This is a genomic window from Rhizobium metallidurans, from assembly GCF_014196505.1.
Classification (GTDB): domain Bacteria; phylum Pseudomonadota; class Alphaproteobacteria; order Rhizobiales; family Rhizobiaceae; genus Rhizobium; species Rhizobium metallidurans.
Map to the genome: position 1 here is coordinate 165,610 of NZ_JACIDW010000002.1, position 14,510 is coordinate 180,119.

The 14,510-nt window shown below is 63.7% G+C and carries 16 protein-coding genes; 10 read left to right on the forward strand and 6 right to left on the reverse strand.

Annotated elements, in window-relative coordinates; genetic code table 11:
- Positions 1-90 precede the first annotated feature (90 nt).
- Complete coding sequence (locus GGQ67_RS04715; RefSeq protein WP_183899044.1) at positions 91-993, reverse strand: AraC family transcriptional regulator; 903 nt, start codon at positions 991-993, stop codon at positions 91-93.
- A gap of 219 nt (positions 994-1,212) precedes the next feature.
- Between GGQ67_RS04715 and GGQ67_RS04720 the strand changes: the two genes are divergently transcribed.
- The gene (locus GGQ67_RS04720) at positions 1,213-2,259 is read left to right on the forward strand and encodes an NAD(P)-dependent alcohol dehydrogenase (RefSeq protein WP_183899045.1); all 1,047 of its coding nucleotides are present in this window, start codon (positions 1,213-1,215) and stop codon (positions 2,257-2,259) included.
- Positions 2,260-2,371: 112 nt separating this feature from the next.
- Here GGQ67_RS04720 and GGQ67_RS04725 read toward each other — a convergent pair whose 3' ends face one another.
- Positions 2,372-3,634 (reverse strand): NAD(P)/FAD-dependent oxidoreductase, encoded by a 1,263-nt coding sequence (locus GGQ67_RS04725; RefSeq protein WP_183899046.1) that lies wholly within the window; start codon positions 3,632-3,634, stop codon positions 2,372-2,374.
- Between the two features lie 287 nt (positions 3,635-3,921).
- Here GGQ67_RS04725 and GGQ67_RS04730 point away from each other — a divergent pair, with 287 nt between their 5' ends.
- The 4 genes from GGQ67_RS04730 to GGQ67_RS04745 all read left to right on the forward strand — a co-directional run bounded on the left by GGQ67_RS04730 (position 3,922) and on the right by GGQ67_RS04745 (position 7,590).
- Positions 3,922-4,638, forward strand: coding sequence for an aspartate/glutamate racemase family protein (locus GGQ67_RS04730; RefSeq protein WP_183899047.1), 717 nt, complete (start codon positions 3,922-3,924; stop codon positions 4,636-4,638).
- Positions 4,639-4,706: 68 nt separating this feature from the next.
- Positions 4,707-5,624 carry a bifunctional helix-turn-helix transcriptional regulator/GNAT family N-acetyltransferase gene (locus tag GGQ67_RS04735; RefSeq protein WP_183899048.1) on the forward strand — a complete coding sequence of 306 codons (918 nt, stop codon included), beginning with the start codon at positions 4,707-4,709 and terminating at the stop codon, positions 5,622-5,624.
- 60 nt (positions 5,625-5,684) lie between these two features.
- Positions 5,685-6,302, forward strand: coding sequence for a TetR/AcrR family transcriptional regulator (locus tag GGQ67_RS04740; RefSeq protein ID WP_183899049.1), 618 nt, complete (start codon positions 5,685-5,687; stop codon positions 6,300-6,302).
- Positions 6,303-6,378: 76 nt separating this feature from the next.
- Complete coding sequence (locus GGQ67_RS04745; RefSeq protein ID WP_183899050.1) at positions 6,379-7,590, forward strand: MFS transporter; 1,212 nt, start codon at positions 6,379-6,381, stop codon at positions 7,588-7,590.
- A gap of 53 nt (positions 7,591-7,643) precedes the next feature.
- Here the strand turns inward: GGQ67_RS04745 and GGQ67_RS04750 are convergent, their stop codons facing one another.
- Entirely contained in the window at positions 7,644-8,063 is a 420-nt protein-coding gene (locus GGQ67_RS04750) for a winged helix-turn-helix transcriptional regulator (protein WP_183899051.1), read from the reverse strand.
- 123 nt (positions 8,064-8,186) lie between these two features.
- Here GGQ67_RS04750 and GGQ67_RS04755 point away from each other — a divergent pair, with 123 nt between their 5' ends.
- On the forward strand, positions 8,187-9,074 hold the full coding sequence (locus GGQ67_RS04755; RefSeq protein WP_183899052.1) for an SDR family oxidoreductase: 888 nt from the start codon (positions 8,187-8,189) through the stop codon (positions 9,072-9,074).
- A 69-nt stretch (positions 9,075-9,143) separates the two neighbouring features.
- On the opposite strand, the gene GGQ67_RS04760 is transcribed toward GGQ67_RS04755, so the two are convergent.
- A complete protein-coding gene (locus GGQ67_RS04760; protein ID WP_183899053.1) occupies positions 9,144-9,896 on the reverse strand; it encodes a pyridoxine 5'-phosphate synthase in 753 nt (250 codons plus the stop codon).
- Positions 9,897-10,326: 430 nt separating this feature from the next.
- On the opposite strand from GGQ67_RS04760, the gene GGQ67_RS04765 reads away from it, so the two are divergent.
- Complete coding sequence (locus tag GGQ67_RS04765) at positions 10,327-11,016, forward strand: MerR family transcriptional regulator (protein WP_183899054.1); 690 nt, start codon at positions 10,327-10,329, stop codon at positions 11,014-11,016.
- Positions 11,017-11,098: 82 nt separating this feature from the next.
- Here the strand turns inward: GGQ67_RS04765 and GGQ67_RS04770 are convergent, their stop codons facing one another.
- The gene (locus tag GGQ67_RS04770) at positions 11,099-12,226 is read right to left on the reverse strand and encodes an ATP-dependent DNA helicase (RefSeq protein ID WP_112941776.1); all 1,128 of its coding nucleotides are present in this window, start codon (positions 12,224-12,226) and stop codon (positions 11,099-11,101) included.
- Positions 12,227-12,399: 173 nt separating this feature from the next.
- Between GGQ67_RS04770 and GGQ67_RS04775 the strand changes: the two genes are divergently transcribed.
- Genes GGQ67_RS04775 through GGQ67_RS04785 form a run of 3 tightly spaced genes read left to right on the forward strand, consistent with a single transcriptional unit; the run spans position 12,400 to position 14,108 of the window.
- Positions 12,400-12,780: a COG4315 family predicted lipoprotein gene (locus GGQ67_RS04775; RefSeq protein ID WP_183899055.1), complete on the forward strand. Its 381-nt coding sequence runs from the start codon at positions 12,400-12,402 to the stop codon at positions 12,778-12,780.
- 21 nt (positions 12,781-12,801) lie between these two features.
- The gene (locus GGQ67_RS04780; RefSeq protein WP_183899056.1) at positions 12,802-13,317 is read left to right on the forward strand and encodes an RNA polymerase sigma factor; all 516 of its coding nucleotides are present in this window, start codon (positions 12,802-12,804) and stop codon (positions 13,315-13,317) included.
- On the forward strand, positions 13,314-14,108 hold the full coding sequence (locus tag GGQ67_RS04785) for an anti-sigma factor family protein (RefSeq protein WP_183899057.1): 795 nt from the start codon (positions 13,314-13,316) through the stop codon (positions 14,106-14,108). The genes GGQ67_RS04780 and GGQ67_RS04785 overlap by 4 nt, the downstream gene beginning before the upstream one ends.
- A 24-nt stretch (positions 14,109-14,132) precedes the next feature.
- Here GGQ67_RS04785 and GGQ67_RS04790 read toward each other — a convergent pair whose 3' ends face one another.
- Positions 14,133-14,504 (reverse strand): nitrile hydratase accessory protein, encoded by a 372-nt coding sequence (locus tag GGQ67_RS04790; protein WP_183899058.1) that lies wholly within the window; start codon positions 14,502-14,504, stop codon positions 14,133-14,135.
- Positions 14,505-14,510 lie beyond the last annotated feature (6 nt).

Consider the following 14,510-nt stretch of genomic DNA (forward strand, 5'->3'; position numbering starts at 1 on the left):
GTACGGTTCGTGAGCGTTTATTGCGCAGAAGGCCCGTCCCGTCAAGAGGTCGCAACGGTCGCCAGGATAATTTTTCAGCGCGGTGCCGGTTTATTCGGCAGCGTTCAGCACGGCATCGACATCGCGCGACGGCGACATGCCGTATAGACGGCTATATTCGCGGCTGAACTGTGACGGGCTCTGGTATCCGACGCGGTGGCCGGCGGTGCCGGCATCCAGCCGCTCGATCAGCATCAGCCGCCGCGCTTCGTGCAGTCGGATCTGCTTCTGATACTGCACCGGCGTCATCGCCGTGATCGACTTGAAGTGATGATGGAAGGACGAGACGCTCATGTTGACCTGCTCGGCCAGTTCCTCGATGCGCAGCGTCCTGGCGAAATTCTCGCGCAGCCAGGCGATCGCCCGGGCGATCCGGTTGCCCTGGCTGTCGGCCATCGCGATATCGATCAGCTGGTCGCCCGCTGGCCCGGTGAGGATGCGATAGAGGATTTCCTGCTCGATCAGCGGCGCCATCGCCGCGATGTCCGCTGGACTATCGAGCAAGCGCAGGAGCCTGACCGCCGCATCGAGAAGCTCCGGCGTCGCCACGTTGACGACGATGCCGCGCTGACCGGATGGCGGCGCCGCACTGCGCTGTATCGTCGAGCGGCTGAGCAGGTGGAGCAGCTTCTCGCTGTTGATGGCAAGCGTGATGCAGAGATGCGGCACCTCGCGGCTTGCCTCGACCACCCGCCACGCGACGGGCAGATCGACGGACGTCAGGAGATAGTCGCCCGCCCCGTAATTGATCGTATCGCTACCGAGCTGCACGCTTTTCGCGCCCTGGATAACCATGGCGAAACAAGGCCGGTAACTGCCGTGACAGGGCGCGCTCGGCGTCGTGCGGCGGCTGATCCCGAGCCCCTCGATCCCCGTCTGCACCTCCCCCTCGTCGAGCGCGAAGCGTCCCGCGATCGACGCGATCTCCTGGTATCGGTTGAACAGCATTGTCATCAGGCGCACTTTCCGGTGAGAACGGCTTGCCTGCCGTCTGGACTGCTTATCTAGGATGGATTTGCGTGACCGCAAATACCGTCCTCCCTCACTTTTGCAGGCTCCGCCCACTTTTGCAGGATCGTGCAAGAACGCGAGAGGATCGCTCTAACGCTGCGTGCCGGCTTTGGCGCATAAGAGCACCACCCCTTTCCACCCCGCCAAAGAAGGATACTTCCCATGCCAATCGCAAGAGGCTACGCCGCTACCGATGCATCCAAGCCGCTGACGCCGTTCACCTTCGAGCGTCGGGAACCGAACGCCGACGACGTCGTCATCGACATCAAGTTCGCCGGCATCTGCCATTCCGACATTCACACCGTTCGCAACGAATGGAAGAATGCCGTCTACCCGATCGTACCGGGCCACGAGATCGCCGGCATCGTTTCGGCCGTTGGCGCCAACGTCACCAAGTTCAAGGTCGGCGACCGTGTCGGCGTTGGCTGCTTCGTCGACAGCTGCGTCGGCTGCGCCACCCGCGACGTCGATAACGAGCATTACATGCCGGGCCTCGTCCAGACCTACAACAGCGTCGAAGCCGACGGCAAGACGGCGACCCAGGGCGGCTATTCCGACTCGATCGTGGTCAAGGAAGGCTATGTCCTGTCGATCCCCGACAACCTGCCGCTCGACGCTTCCGCACCGCTGCTCTGCGCCGGCATCACCCTCTATTCGCCGCTCGCGCACTGGAAGGCCGGTCCCGGCAAGAAGGTCGCGATCGTCGGCATGGGCGGCCTCGGCCATATGGGCGTGAAGATCGGTGCGGCCATGGGTGCCGACATCACCGTTCTCAGCCAGACGCTCTCGAAGAAGGAAGACGGCCTGAAGCTCGGCGCCAAGGAATACTACGCGACCTCGGACGCATCGACCTTCGAAAAGCTCGCCGGCACCTTCGACCTGATCATCTGCACCGCGGGTGTCGCCATCGACTGGAATGCCTATCTCAACCTGCTGAAGGTCGACGGCTCGATGGTCATCGTCGGCGCGCCGGAGCACGCCATCCCGGTTCACGCCTTCTCGCTGATCCCGGGCCGCAAGAGCCTGTCCGGCTCGATGATCGGCTCGATCAAGGAAACCCAGGAAATGCTGGATTTCTGCGGCAAGCACAACATCGTCTCGGAAATCGAGAAGATCAACATCCAGCAAGTCAACGAAGCCTACGAGCGCGTTCTGAAGAGCGACGTTCGCTACCGCTTCGTCATCGACATCGCCTCGCTGGCGGCCTGATCGAACCGACGACGCCGCTCCATCGGTCGAAAACCGAAGCCCCCGCCGGTTCATCCGGCGGGGGCTTTTTCGTTGCCGGAAACATGAGGCGCAACGAAAGCCTGACGAGACGTTATTTTTCGTCGGCGATGGTCTCGCGCTGCGTTATCAGACGGGCGCTGTGCTGGCCGCTGAGGTAGATCCACAACCAGCTCCAGGCAACAGCGAAGCGCGACCGCGTGCCGATAAGAAAGTAGATGTGGGCTATCCCCCAGATCCACCACGCAAGGCCACCCTTGAGCTTGATCCTGCCGAAATCGGCGATGGCCGCACTCCGGCCGATCGTCGCCAGGCTTCCCTGGTGCCTGTACTTGAAGACGGGCGGCGTGCCGCCCTTCATTCGGGCGTGAATGACCTTGGCGACGAAGGCGCCCTGCTGCTTGGCGGCGGGCGCCACGCCCGGCACCGGCGCGCCGCTCTCCTGCATCACCGAGGCGGTGTCGCCGATGACGAACACATCGGGCAGGCCAGGCGCCGTCAGATCCTTCTCGACGACCGCGCGGCCCGCGCGGTCGGCCGGGATGCCCAGCCATTTCGCCGCCGGCGACGCCTGAACGCCGGCGGCCCAGCTGATCGTCCGGCTCCCGATGAACTCCTCGCCGATCTGAACGCCTTCGGCCGTGCACTCGGTAACCGGCTTTCCAAGCCGCACCTCGACGCCGAGATCGTTGAGCGCCTTCAACGCATAGTCGGACAACTCGGGCACGAAGGTCGGCAGGACGCGCGGCCCGGCTTCCACAAGGATCACCCTGGCCTTGCGCGTATCGATATTGCGGAACTCCTTCGGCAACGTCTTGTGCGCCAGTTCGGCGATGATGCCCGCAAGCTCCACGCCGGTCGGGCCGGCGCCGATGACGATGAAAGTCAGCAACGCATCGCGCTCGGCCGGGTCGCTTGCCGTCTCGGCCCTCTCGAACGCCAGAAGCACGCGGCGGCGGATGGTCGTCGCATCCTCGAGCGTCTTCAGGCCCGGAGCCACCGGCTCCCAGTCGTCGCGACCGAAATATGCATGGGTCGCGCCCGTGGCCAGAACCAGCGTGTCGTAGCGCAATACGTTTCCATCGCGCAGCAACACCGACTTAGCACCGGTATCGACGCCCGAGACATCGCCGAGCAGCGTCGTTACTTCGGGGCGGTCGCTGTAGAGATGCCGGATCGGCCACGCGATCTCGGATGTCGACAGAATCGTTGTGGCGACCTGATAGAGCAGCGGCTGGAAGAGATGGTGGTTACGCCGATCGACGAGCGTGATGCGGATACCGGCACCTTTGAGGTCGTTTACGAGTTGCAGCCCTCCGAAGCCCCCTCCAACGACGACGACGTGATGATCAGCCATAAGCTACCCTTTTGGTGATTTGCATAAGAATTGATCAATGTCATCTTCCGCATCCCCGTTTCAATCGCCGTTTCGGCATAGCTAACCTGCGCCGATGAGGTTGCCACCAATGACCGCGTGGACGGAGAAGACGGGCATGCGTAGCCCGCCGCCATTCTAAACCGCCCTCGTCGCCGATGCAAAAGAGCTGTATCGGCTGGCTATTTCGCCCGTTATTTGCATGATGTCCCCAAGATCAAAACTCGAAGAAAGCGCGTCGCGGGGACGCCGCGACCAGGGAGCATCGAATGCGGACAATCGGCCTGATCGGTGGCATGAGCTTTGAAAGCTCCGCCGTCTACTACCGCCTGATCAACGAAATGGTGCGCGACCGCCTCGGCGGCTTCGCCTCCGCCGAACTGCTGATGCACTCCGTGAATTTCGAGGAGATCGTCGCGATGCAGAAGGCCGGCGACTGGGCGGCGGCCGGCAAGCGGCTCGGCGATGTCGCCGCGCGCCTGCAATCGGCCGGCGCCGACTGTGTCCTGATCTGCACCAATACCATGCATCTGGTCGCAGGACCCGTCGCGGAACGCATCACCGTGCCGCTGATCCACATCATCGACGAGACCGCGGACGCGCTGAAGCAAGCGGGATGCCGTCGCCCGCTCCTGCTCGCCACGCGCTACACGATGGAGCACGGCTTCTACACCGATCGCGCAAGAAGCCTCGGGCTCGACATCATGGTGCCCGATCAGGAGGACCGCACGACGGTTCACGACATCATCTTCAACGAGCTCTGCGCCGGGCAAATCCTCGATCGCTCGCGCGACAAGCTGTTCGAGATCATCGAGCGCGAACGCGCCAGGGGCGCCGACAGCATCATCCTCGGCTGCACCGAGATCTGCCTGATCCTCGATCCCGACCATCTGCCCCTGCCCGGCTTCGACACCACGAAGATCCACGCCAACGCCGCCGTCGACTTCGCCCTTGGCAATCGAACGCAACGGAAGTCGATCGCCTAGGTCTCCACAATTTAGTTGACTCAGTCAAACAATTATCAGACATAGTCTCTCAACAGGAGGCCATGCCCATGCCCGATTCCGCCCTCATCGATGCAGCGCGCGACTTCAACCGCTTCTACACCAACTTTCTCGGCGTCCTGAACAAGGCCTATCTCGACACGCCCTTCACGCTGACCGATGCCCGCGTGCTCTTCGAGATCGGCTCGCGGGAACAGGTCAGCGCCGTGGCGCTCGCTCGCGATCTTCAGCTTGATCCGGCCTATCTCAGCCGCATCCTGAAGCGCTTCAAGACCGAGGGCCTGATCGAGACGACGCCCGACCCCGACGACCGGCGCAGCCAGCTCATCTCCGTCACCGACCAGGGACATCAGCAATTTCAGGAGCTTGGCAAACGCTCCAATGACCAGATCACCCAGCGTTTCAACAAGCTGGCAGCCGGCGAACCGCGGAGCATCGTCGCCGCCATGAAGACGATCCGATCGCTGCTCGATCCGGGCGCGACGCTGCCGCCACTGGTCATTCGCCCTCACCGCGCCGGCGACATGGGCTGGATCGTGGAGAGCCAGGCAAAGTTCTACACCGAGGAGTATGGCTGGGACATGCGCTTCGAGGGCCTCGTCGCCGAAGTCGCGGGGCGCTTCCTCGGCAATTTCGATCCGGCGATGGACTATTGCTGGATCGCCGAGCGCGGCGGCATCAACATCGGCTCCATCCTGATCACCAACGGCGGCGACGGCATCGCCAAGCTGCGGCTCCTCTATATCGACAGGTCGGCGCGCGGGCTTGGCCTCGGAAAGACGTTGGTCGACGAGCGCATCCGCTTCGCCAAAGCCAAGGGATACCGGCAGATCTCGCTTTGGACCAACGACATCCTGCATGCCGCGCGCGCCATCTATCTCAAGGCGGGCTTCCGCCTCGTCGCGGAGGAAAGGCACCGCATGTTCGGCCCGGAACTGAACGGCCAGACCTGGGTGCTCGATCTCTGATCTGCAGCATCGCAAAAGTTTCGCTTGATTTGGAAACGATCATTTCCTAATTAGGCAGTCATGACGACGACAACGCTCGACCCAAAGCCCCCGACACGCGGCCGCCCACGCGCATTCGACCTCGATGCCGCGCTCGACAGGGCGCTCGAGGTCTTTTCCGAGCGCGGCTACCAGGCGGCCTCGATCAGCGATCTGACCGAGGCCATGGGCCTGACGTCGGGCAGCGTCTACAAGGCCTTCAAGGACAAGCGCGGCGTCTTCCTCGCATCCTTCGAGCGCTACCGCACCGTTCGCCGCGTCTTGCTGGACGCGCGGCTCAAGAACGCCGGCACCGGCCGCGACAAGATCAGGGAGCTGCTGGCGTTCTACGCCGACGCTTCGCATGGACTGTCCGGCAAGCGCGGCTGTCTGGTGGTCAGCAGCGCCAACGATCTCGCCCTCTTCGATGAGGAGGCCGCCAACCAGATCAAGACCGCCGCCGCGATCAATGAGGCACGCATCCTCGACCTCCTGCGCCTCGGCCAGACCGACGGCTCGATCTCGCCATCAGTGGATGCCGAAAGCTGCGCCCGCACGCTGTTCTGCCTCACGCAGGGCATGCGGATCGCCGGCAAGACCGGCCGAGGCCAGGAGGAAATGGCAGCCGTCGTCGACAACGCGATGCAGCTCGTCACCTGATATCCTTCAGCAGAAGGGGCATTCGCCCCGCGTAAATACCAGACCATAATCCGAAAAGCCCCCATCGGAGCCTCGCATGAGCATTTCCGCCACCACTCCCGAGACCGTCGCCCAGCCGGCGATCTCACCCTTGATGACATTCCTTTTCGCCGCCGCCTGCGGGCTCGTGGCCGCCAATCTGTACTACGGCCAGCCGCTCGCCGGGCCGATCAGCGCCTCGCTCGGCTTCAGCCCCGCCGCCACCGGCCTGATCGTCACTTTGACCCAGATCGGCTATGGCCTCGGCCTGCTGCTCCTGGTGCCGCTCGGCGACCTCGTGGAAAACCGCAAGCTGGTGCTGACCCTGGTGCTCATGTCGGCCTTGGCTCTCGTCGGCGCCGCGCTGTCCACCACGCCGACACTGTTTCTCACCGCCTCGCTCTCTATCGGCCTGGGCTCGGTCGCCGTTCAGGTCCTCGTGCCCTTCGCCGCCAACATGGCGCCGGATGCCTCGCGCGGCCGCGTCGTCGGCAATGTCATGAGCGGGCTGCTCTGCGGCATCATGCTCGCCCGTCCCGTCGCGAGTTTCCTGGCCGAGGCCACCTCCTGGCACGTCGTCTATTACGCGTCGGCCGTCGTCATGGTCCTGCTTGCCGCGATCCTGCGTGTCCAGCTGCCGGTCCGCACGCCGCACACCCGGCTGAGCTATGGCGCGCTCCTGGCTTCGATGGCGCATCTCGCCTTGCACTCGCGCGTTCTCCAGCGCCGCGCCCTCTATCAGGCCGGCATGTTCGGCGCCTTCAGCCTGTTCTGGACAACGACGCCGCTCCTGCTCGCAAGCCCCGCCTTCGGCCTGACGCAGAACGGCATCGCGCTGTTCGCGCTCGCCGGGGCCGCGGGCGCCATCGCCTCGCCGATCGCTGGCCGCCTCGCTGACCGCGACCTCGGCAAGATCGCCTCGACGATCGCCATGCTCTGCGGCATCACCGCCTTCCTGATCAGCCAATTCGCGACCGACGGCTCGACGCTGGCGCTGACGCTGCTGACGGCGGCGGCGATCATTCTCGATTTCGGGGTAACGACCAATCTCGTGGTCGGCCAGAGGGCGATCTACGCGATCAGCCCGGAACACCGCAGTCGCCTCAACGGCCTGTTCATGGCGACTTTCTTCGCCGGCGGCGCGCTCGGCTCGGCCGTCGGCGGCTGGGCGTTCGCGACCGGCGGCTGGACGCTTGCCGCCTGGATCGGCCTCTGCTTCCCCAGCCTCGCCTTCCTGCTCTTCCTCACCGAAGGACGGCGCAAGCGCTGACTGGCATCAGTGAAGGCGTGACGCGTCACCCCGCGCCGCGAGGCACGCAAGCGTCACGCACCCGATGCGTCGAACTTGACCCGGGCGGAGCGAACGGCCTCGTGGTTGTTCTCCGCCCAGTTCAACAGCAAAGCCAGCGTCTGGTAGAGCGAGTTTCCGAGGGCCGTCATCCGGTATTCGACGCTCGGCGGCTTTGTCGGAAACACCTCGCGCTCGATATAGCCGTCGCGCTGCAGGTCGCGCAGCGTCTGCGTCAGCATGCGCTGCGAGATATCGGGGATCATCCGGCGCAGTTCGCCGAAGCGGTAAGGCCGCTGCGACAGCGCCTCCAGCATCAGGGTCGACCACTTGCCGCCGATCTGCTGCATCATGTCCCGCACCGGGCAATTGTTGAAATCGAGCTTGGAGAGATCGACCTCGTTCCGCACGCGCGGCTCGGCCTTGCTCTTCAGGTTGACGACGGTGCCGGCCATTCCGCTGGTTCCCTTTTGGTAACTTACGGCGCAAAAACTGCCTTCTTTACAGCTGTCGGTCAATCCCTATTCTAGCCCTGGTCTCTTTTCGAGACCAGCAATCGAACCTAGAGGTTTACAGACATGAGCGAAACGATCCTCATCACCGGTGCCGCCGGGCAGCTCGGCCAGCGCGTCATCCATCACCTGCTCGAGACCTACAAGGTTCCCGCGGCCAATCTGATCGCCGCCAGCCGCGACATCTCCAAGCTGTCGGACCTCGCCGCCAGGGGCGTGCAGACCCGCAAGGCCGATTTCGACGACGCCGCCTCGCTGGAAGCAGCCTTCAAGGGCGCCGACCGCGTGCTGATCATCAGCACCGACGCGCTCGCCGTTCCCGGCCAGCGGCTGAAGCAGCACACGACCGCAGTCGCCGCCGCCGTCAAGGCCGGCGTCAAGCACATCGCCTACACCTCGATGCCTTCGCCCGACAAGTCGCTCGTCACCTTCGCGCCGGATCACCTCGGCACCGAAAACGCCGTCAAGGCGAGCGGCCTGCCCTACACGATCATCCGCAACGCCTGGTATCTCGACAATTACATGCATTCCATGCCGCACAACCTCCAGGGCGGCAGCTGGTACACGGCATCGGGCGACGGCAAGGTTCCGAACATCTCGCGTGACGACTGCGCCCTTGCGGCCGCAGCGGCCCTGGCCTCCGGCACCAAGGACAGCGTCACCTACACGCTGACAGGCGCCCAGTCGCTCTCCGCCGATGAAATCGCCGCCGCCGTCTCGCAAGCCGCCGGCAAGCCGCTCGCCGCCGTGAAGGTGACCGACGACCAGCTGCGCCAGGGCCTGCTCGGCGCCGGCCTGCCCGACTTTGTCGCTGACATGCTGGTCTCGGCCGACGCCAATGTCCGCGCCGGCAATTTCGATCACGTGACAGAGGACTTCAACAAGCTCACCGGCAAGCAGCCGCAGTCGCTGAAGGACTACTTCGTGGCCAACAAGGCAGCGCTCGTCGCCTGACAGCGCTTTGCCCGACGCCACAACCCGCTCCGCGCCACCGGAGCGGGTTTTTGTCTGGCCAAACTGGAATTAGATCTTCTGCCCGCAGGCGCGGCGGAAGCGGCGCACGGTCTCGGCCATGCCGAACTCCAGCGCATCCGCCGTCAGCCCGTGGCCGATCGAGACTTCCGCGAGCTTCGGGATGCGCTTGACCAGCGCCGGCAGGTTGGCGACGGTCAGATCGTGCCCTGCATTGACGCCGAGCCCGATCGCCAGCGCCGCATCCGCCGTCTTGCCGAGCGCTTCGAGGATCGGCCCCACCCGCTCCGGCGCGTCGTAGCAGCCGCCATAGGGGCCGGTGTAGAGTTCGATCCGATCGGCTCCGACCGCCTTGGCGATCGCCACCGCCTCCTCGTCCCCGTCGCCATCGGCAAACAGCGATACGCGGGTGCCCATCTTCTTCAGCCGCGCGATCACATCCGTCAGCAATGCCCGGTCCTTGCGGAAGTCCCAACCGTGATCGGACGTCGCCTGTGAGGGATGATCCGGCACCAGCGTCACCTGCTCGGGCGCGGCCTTGGCGCAGAGCTCGAGGAACTCGTCGGTCGGATAACCCTCGATGTTGAATTCCGCATCCGGAAACTCGTCGTCGATCAGGTTGCGGATGACAGGCAGGTCGGAAAAGCGGATGTGCCGCTCGTCTGGGCGCGGATGCACCGTCAGCCCGCTCGCGCCCGATTTGAGCGCGATGCGCCCCAGCGCCTCGACGCTTGGCCAGGGCAGATCGCGGCGATTGCGCAGCATGGCGATGGCGTTGAGATTGACGGAAAGCGTGGTCGGCATGGCGAGTTTCCATTCAATGAAAGAGGCTGCCCCGCTTTTAAGCCAAGGACGCCGTCACGGCCAACGAGATTCGTGCATGATCGCATGCGAATTTCTGATCGATGGCTCAAAGCCGTCGCCTCGCCACCAACAAGGTCGCGAAGACGGCAAAGTGCCCGGCAGAAACGATTAAGCACGACGGATGAAAAGCCCCGCCGCAACTTCATTCACAAGTCGCGCTTCAATCGCGCGTACATTCGACTATTATTTACAAGTGACTATTTTTAAGACTAACAAATCAGTCATTTAACGCATAGTCTGATTGCAATGGATCACCAGATCGACGATCCGTTGCTTTGCATTCCGACCGGGAATGCATCGTCAAAACCGTTCGACCGCGCCCGTATCCGTGTCATGCGCGCAACTGATCATGCGTAGAACAGGAGGGCTCATGTCCGAACGACATAAGCAGGCTGCATCACCAAACGCTCCGCCTCGGGCGCCTCCCGAATACAGGTTTCTGCCACGCATCGCGCGCCCGCTGAGCCTGCCCGGCGGCAAGGTGGCGATTGCCGATATGGCCAACGCCTTCGGCGTCACCCACCGGACCCTGCATTTCTATGAGGAGAAGGGGCTGATCGCTTCGGGCCGGATCGGGCTCATGCGCGTCTATGAGCACGCCGACATCAGGCGCATGGCCGTCATCAACGTCTGCCGTGAAGCGGGCATGCCGGTGGCCGTCATTCAGGATCTGATGGCCGATCTCTGCCGCTCCACCTCGCAGCAGGAGGCCGACGCGGTCTTCGCCGCCGCCCTGGCATCGCGAAAACGCGAACTGACGGCGGACATGTCGACGCTGCATCGCCAGCTTCAGCAGGTCAACGAACTGCTCGAGAACACCGCCCCCGGCGACGAGCCGCCGCTCAACGACAACCAGCACGAACGCGCGCTCACCGAACAGGAATATCGCTGCCTCGTGCTGATGACCGAGGGGCTGTCGACGCAACGCATCGCCCGCACGATCGATATCGCGGAGGACGACGCAAAATCGATCGAAGCCGCGATCATTCAGAAACTCGATGCCAACAACCGCTTCCAGGCCATCGCCAAGGCGGTCCTCCTCGGCATCGTTCATATTTGAGGCATGTCGCGCAAAAAACTGTCCAGCGGTTTAGCGCCAACGACATGCGACGAAACAAACGCGCGACGCGCTTTGGAGAGTCTCAGCGAACGATCGTCAGCGTTTCCGCCGCGCGCGTGATCGCGGTGTAGAGCCAGCGCTCCCTCGTATCGCGAAACGCCCAGCTTTCGTCGAACAGCACGACATTGTTCCACTGCGAACCCTGCGCCTTGTGCACGGTCAGCGCATAACCGAAATCGAACTCGTCGTAGCGCTTGCGGGTATTCCAGGGAATCTCTTCCTCGACATTTTCGAACACCTGCTTCAGGAGCTTGATCTTCGCCGCGCCGCGATCGATGTCGTCATCCTCGGGCCGGATCAAAAGGTTGATCCCCGGCTTCGTCGTCTCCTTCGACGACGTCATCACCTGCCAGAGCGAGCCGTTGAGCAGCCCCTTGGCGGGATCGTTGCGCAGGCAGACCAGCTTGTCGCCCGTCTGCGGATAATCGGCCGTGAAACCCTTCAGCTCGCGCAGCCGCTGATTATAGCGCCGCCGCGTGCGGTTCGTCCCGACGAGCACCTGATCGGCGTCGAGCACCAGCGACTGGTTGACCTCGTTCTTCGAGATCACCTGCGCCGCCCCGTAATCGCCATACATGATCTCCTTGCCCTCGCGCACCTGCATGGCGAGCCCGATGATCGGGTTGTCGCGCGCCTGCCGGTGGATATCGGTCAGGAGATAGTCGGGTTCCTGGTTGGTGAAAAAGCCACCGCCGGAGACGGGCGGCAGCTGGCCGGGATCGCCGAGAACAAGGATCGGCGTGCCGAAGCTCATCAAATCCTTGCCGAGCGCCTCATCCACCATCGAGCATTCGTCGACGATGATCAGCGCCGCCTTGGCGACGGGGCTCTGGCGGTTGATGGTGAACATCGGCGCGATCGAGGTCTTGCCGGTCTCTTCGTCCTCGACGGCCTCTTCCCCACGCGGCCGGTAAATCAGCGAATGCAGCGTACGCGCATTGCTGGCGCCGCGCGTGCGCAACACCTGCGCCGCCTTGCCCGTGAACGCCGCAAACAGCACCTCGCCATCGACATGCTCGGCGAAATGCCGCGCAAGCGTCGTCTTGCCCGTACCGGCATAGCCGAACAGGCGGAAAATCGGGGCCTTGCCCTCCTTCAGCCATTTGGCAACGGCTTTCAGGGCTTCGTCTTGTTGCGGAGCAAATTGCATGATCCATCGACTTGGCAGGATTCGCGCCGGATAGGCAACCGAAAATGGTGAGCGTCGGCCGGCCTTTCGCGCCCGATCGAAAAAAACGACGACGTCAGGGAATAAAATCGCCCCCCGCTTTGTCTCATGTCAGGCAACGCAGACCGCGTCCGCCCAACCCGAGGAGACACCCGATGAAATCCGCGAAATTCCTGATCGCTCTCACCCTCGCATCCGCGGCCGCCACCGCCGCCTTCGCCACGCCGCCCGTCAAGACGGTCGAATCCGCCAAGGGCAACGTCCTTGCCGGCGAAAACGGCATGTCGCTCTACACCTTCAAGAAGGACACGAAGGGCGTTTCCAATTGCTACGACGATTGCGCCAAGAACTGGCCCCCTCTGATGGCCGATAGCAATGCCAAGCCGGAAGGGGCATACTCGATCGTGGACCGCAAGGACGGCATGAAGCAATGGGCCAAGGATGGCATGCCACTCTATTTCTGGGTCAAGGATAAGAAGATGGGCGACATCACCGGTGACGGCGTCAAGGATGTATGGAATGTCGCCAAGCCGTAAGGAAAGAACGGGCTGGATCGCATGAAGCCACCCGCACCCGAAACCTTCGAGGGCCAGATCCTGGCCCTCCTCCCGTCGCTCAGGCGCTACTCCCGCAGCCTGACCCGCTCCGACAGCGATGGCGAGGACCTGCTGCAGGACTGCGTCGAAAAGGTGCTCGCCCGCCGCGCGCAGTGGCGCGGGCTGAACCTGCGCGGCTGGGTGCTGACGATCATGACCAATCTTTACCGAAACCAGCGCCGCACCGTCGCGCGCCGTGACCTGGTCGATATAGACGGCGCCGTGGACGTGGCCGCGCCCGAGACATCGACCGACCCGCTCGAGCGCTCCCGCCTGGAAGACGCGCTGAACGGCCTGTCGGAAGATCACCGCGCCGTGCTGATGCTCGTCGTCATCGAGGGCTACACCTACCAGGAAGTGGCTGGAATGCTCGACATACCCTCGGGCACCGTCATGTCGCGCCTCTCCCGCGCCCGACAGCAACTGGCCGAACACATGAAATCAGACAACGTCATTACGCTCAGGAGACCGAAATGAGCGCCGCCGACCACCCCGTGACCGAAGCGGACCTCCACGCCTACACCGACGGCCTCCTGCCGGAACCCGACCGCCCGCGCATCGAGGCATGGCTGCGCGACAACCCCGACGATGCCGCGAAAATCGCCGATTGGCAGGCGCAGAACGCCGGCATCAAGGCGATGTTCTCGGGCTACGATAAAGGCAGGCCCGGCGATGCCGACATGATCGGCGATAGGGTCGGCGGATCACCCGCGCTTTCGCCCTGGTCGAGGCGTCTCGGCGCGGTCGCGGCAGCCATCGTCGTCTTCGCGGCCGGCACGCTCGCCGGCCATTACGGCCCCGCTTTGTTCGAACGCCCCCCATTGCAGCTGACGGCCCAGGAAACCTTTCCCAAGGAGGCGCGGAACGCCTTCCTGGTCTATGCCAGCGAAGTCCGCCATCCCGTCGAGGTCTTCGCCAACGAGGAAGCGCACCTCGCCACCTGGCTCGGCAAGCGGCTGGCGATCGAAAACCTCAAGGTGCCCGATCTGAAAAGCCTGAACTACAATCTGGTCGGCGGCCGCCTGCTGCCTGTCGATGGCAAGCCGGGCGCGATGTTCATGTACGAGAACCAGGCCGGCGAACGCCTCACCGTGCTGGTCGGCCGCAACGCCTCCAACAGAACGACGAGCTTCCGCTTCGCCTCGTCAGATAATGTCGAGACCTTCTACTGGATCGACGGCGAACTCGGCTACGCCGTCACCGGCGAGATCTCGCGCGAGGAGTTGAGAAAGGTCGCCGAGGAGTGCTATCGCCAGTTTCCGTCGTGATGTCACCGCAAGGGGACGAAGGCGTCAGCGCTGCGGATCATTATCGAGGGTGATCGGCTTGCCATGCGGCGTCGCCTCCGCCGCCCGCTGCCAACTCCGCTGCAAAGCCGCGATCGTCGCGGCATCGGCAACACCGCGATCGACGAGAATCGAGGACAGCGCCGCCACCCAGCAATCGAAATAATCGCTGCCATCATCCGCCCGGCCGGGCTTGTGCAGCTCACCGGACAATGCCTCGGCCCACTCGGTCCATGAAAACAGCCCGCGCTCGTGCAGATGCACCGTCATCGCAAACGCCTCCGCCGCCCACGGCTCCGGAAACACCGGCTCGCCATCCCGGGAGCGTGGCAGCTGCGGTGACTGGGCAAGCGGCGAGCGCGTATCACACTGGCTCAAGATAGC

Excerpts from the sequence above, each read along its gene's own strand:
- GGQ67_RS04715 (WP_183899044.1), bottom strand. The coding sequence starts at position 993 with ATGACAATGCTGTTCAACCGATACCAGGAGATCGCGTCGATCGCGGGA.
- GGQ67_RS04720 (WP_183899045.1), top strand. The coding sequence starts at position 1,213 with ATGCCAATCGCAAGAGGCTACGCCGCTACCGATGCATCCAAGCCGCTG.
- GGQ67_RS04725 (WP_183899046.1), bottom strand. The coding sequence starts at position 3,634 with ATGGCTGATCATCACGTCGTCGTCGTTGGAGGGGGCTTCGGAGGGCTG.
- GGQ67_RS04730 (WP_183899047.1), top strand. The coding sequence starts at position 3,922 with ATGCGGACAATCGGCCTGATCGGTGGCATGAGCTTTGAAAGCTCCGCC.
- GGQ67_RS04735 (WP_183899048.1), top strand. The coding sequence starts at position 4,707 with ATGCCCGATTCCGCCCTCATCGATGCAGCGCGCGACTTCAACCGCTTC.
- GGQ67_RS04740 (WP_183899049.1), top strand. The coding sequence starts at position 5,685 with ATGACGACGACAACGCTCGACCCAAAGCCCCCGACACGCGGCCGCCCA.
- GGQ67_RS04745 (WP_183899050.1), top strand. The coding sequence starts at position 6,379 with ATGAGCATTTCCGCCACCACTCCCGAGACCGTCGCCCAGCCGGCGATC.
- GGQ67_RS04750 (WP_183899051.1), bottom strand. The coding sequence starts at position 8,063 with ATGGCCGGCACCGTCGTCAACCTGAAGAGCAAGGCCGAGCCGCGCGTG.
- GGQ67_RS04755 (WP_183899052.1), top strand. The coding sequence starts at position 8,187 with ATGAGCGAAACGATCCTCATCACCGGTGCCGCCGGGCAGCTCGGCCAG.
- GGQ67_RS04760 (WP_183899053.1), bottom strand. The coding sequence starts at position 9,896 with ATGCCGACCACGCTTTCCGTCAATCTCAACGCCATCGCCATGCTGCGC.
- GGQ67_RS04765 (WP_183899054.1), top strand. The coding sequence starts at position 10,327 with ATGTCCGAACGACATAAGCAGGCTGCATCACCAAACGCTCCGCCTCGG.
- GGQ67_RS04770 (WP_112941776.1), bottom strand. The coding sequence starts at position 12,226 with ATGCAATTTGCTCCGCAACAAGACGAAGCCCTGAAAGCCGTTGCCAAA.
- GGQ67_RS04775 (WP_183899055.1), top strand. The coding sequence starts at position 12,400 with ATGAAATCCGCGAAATTCCTGATCGCTCTCACCCTCGCATCCGCGGCC.
- GGQ67_RS04780 (WP_183899056.1), top strand. The coding sequence starts at position 12,802 with ATGAAGCCACCCGCACCCGAAACCTTCGAGGGCCAGATCCTGGCCCTC.
- GGQ67_RS04785 (WP_183899057.1), top strand. The coding sequence starts at position 13,314 with ATGAGCGCCGCCGACCACCCCGTGACCGAAGCGGACCTCCACGCCTAC.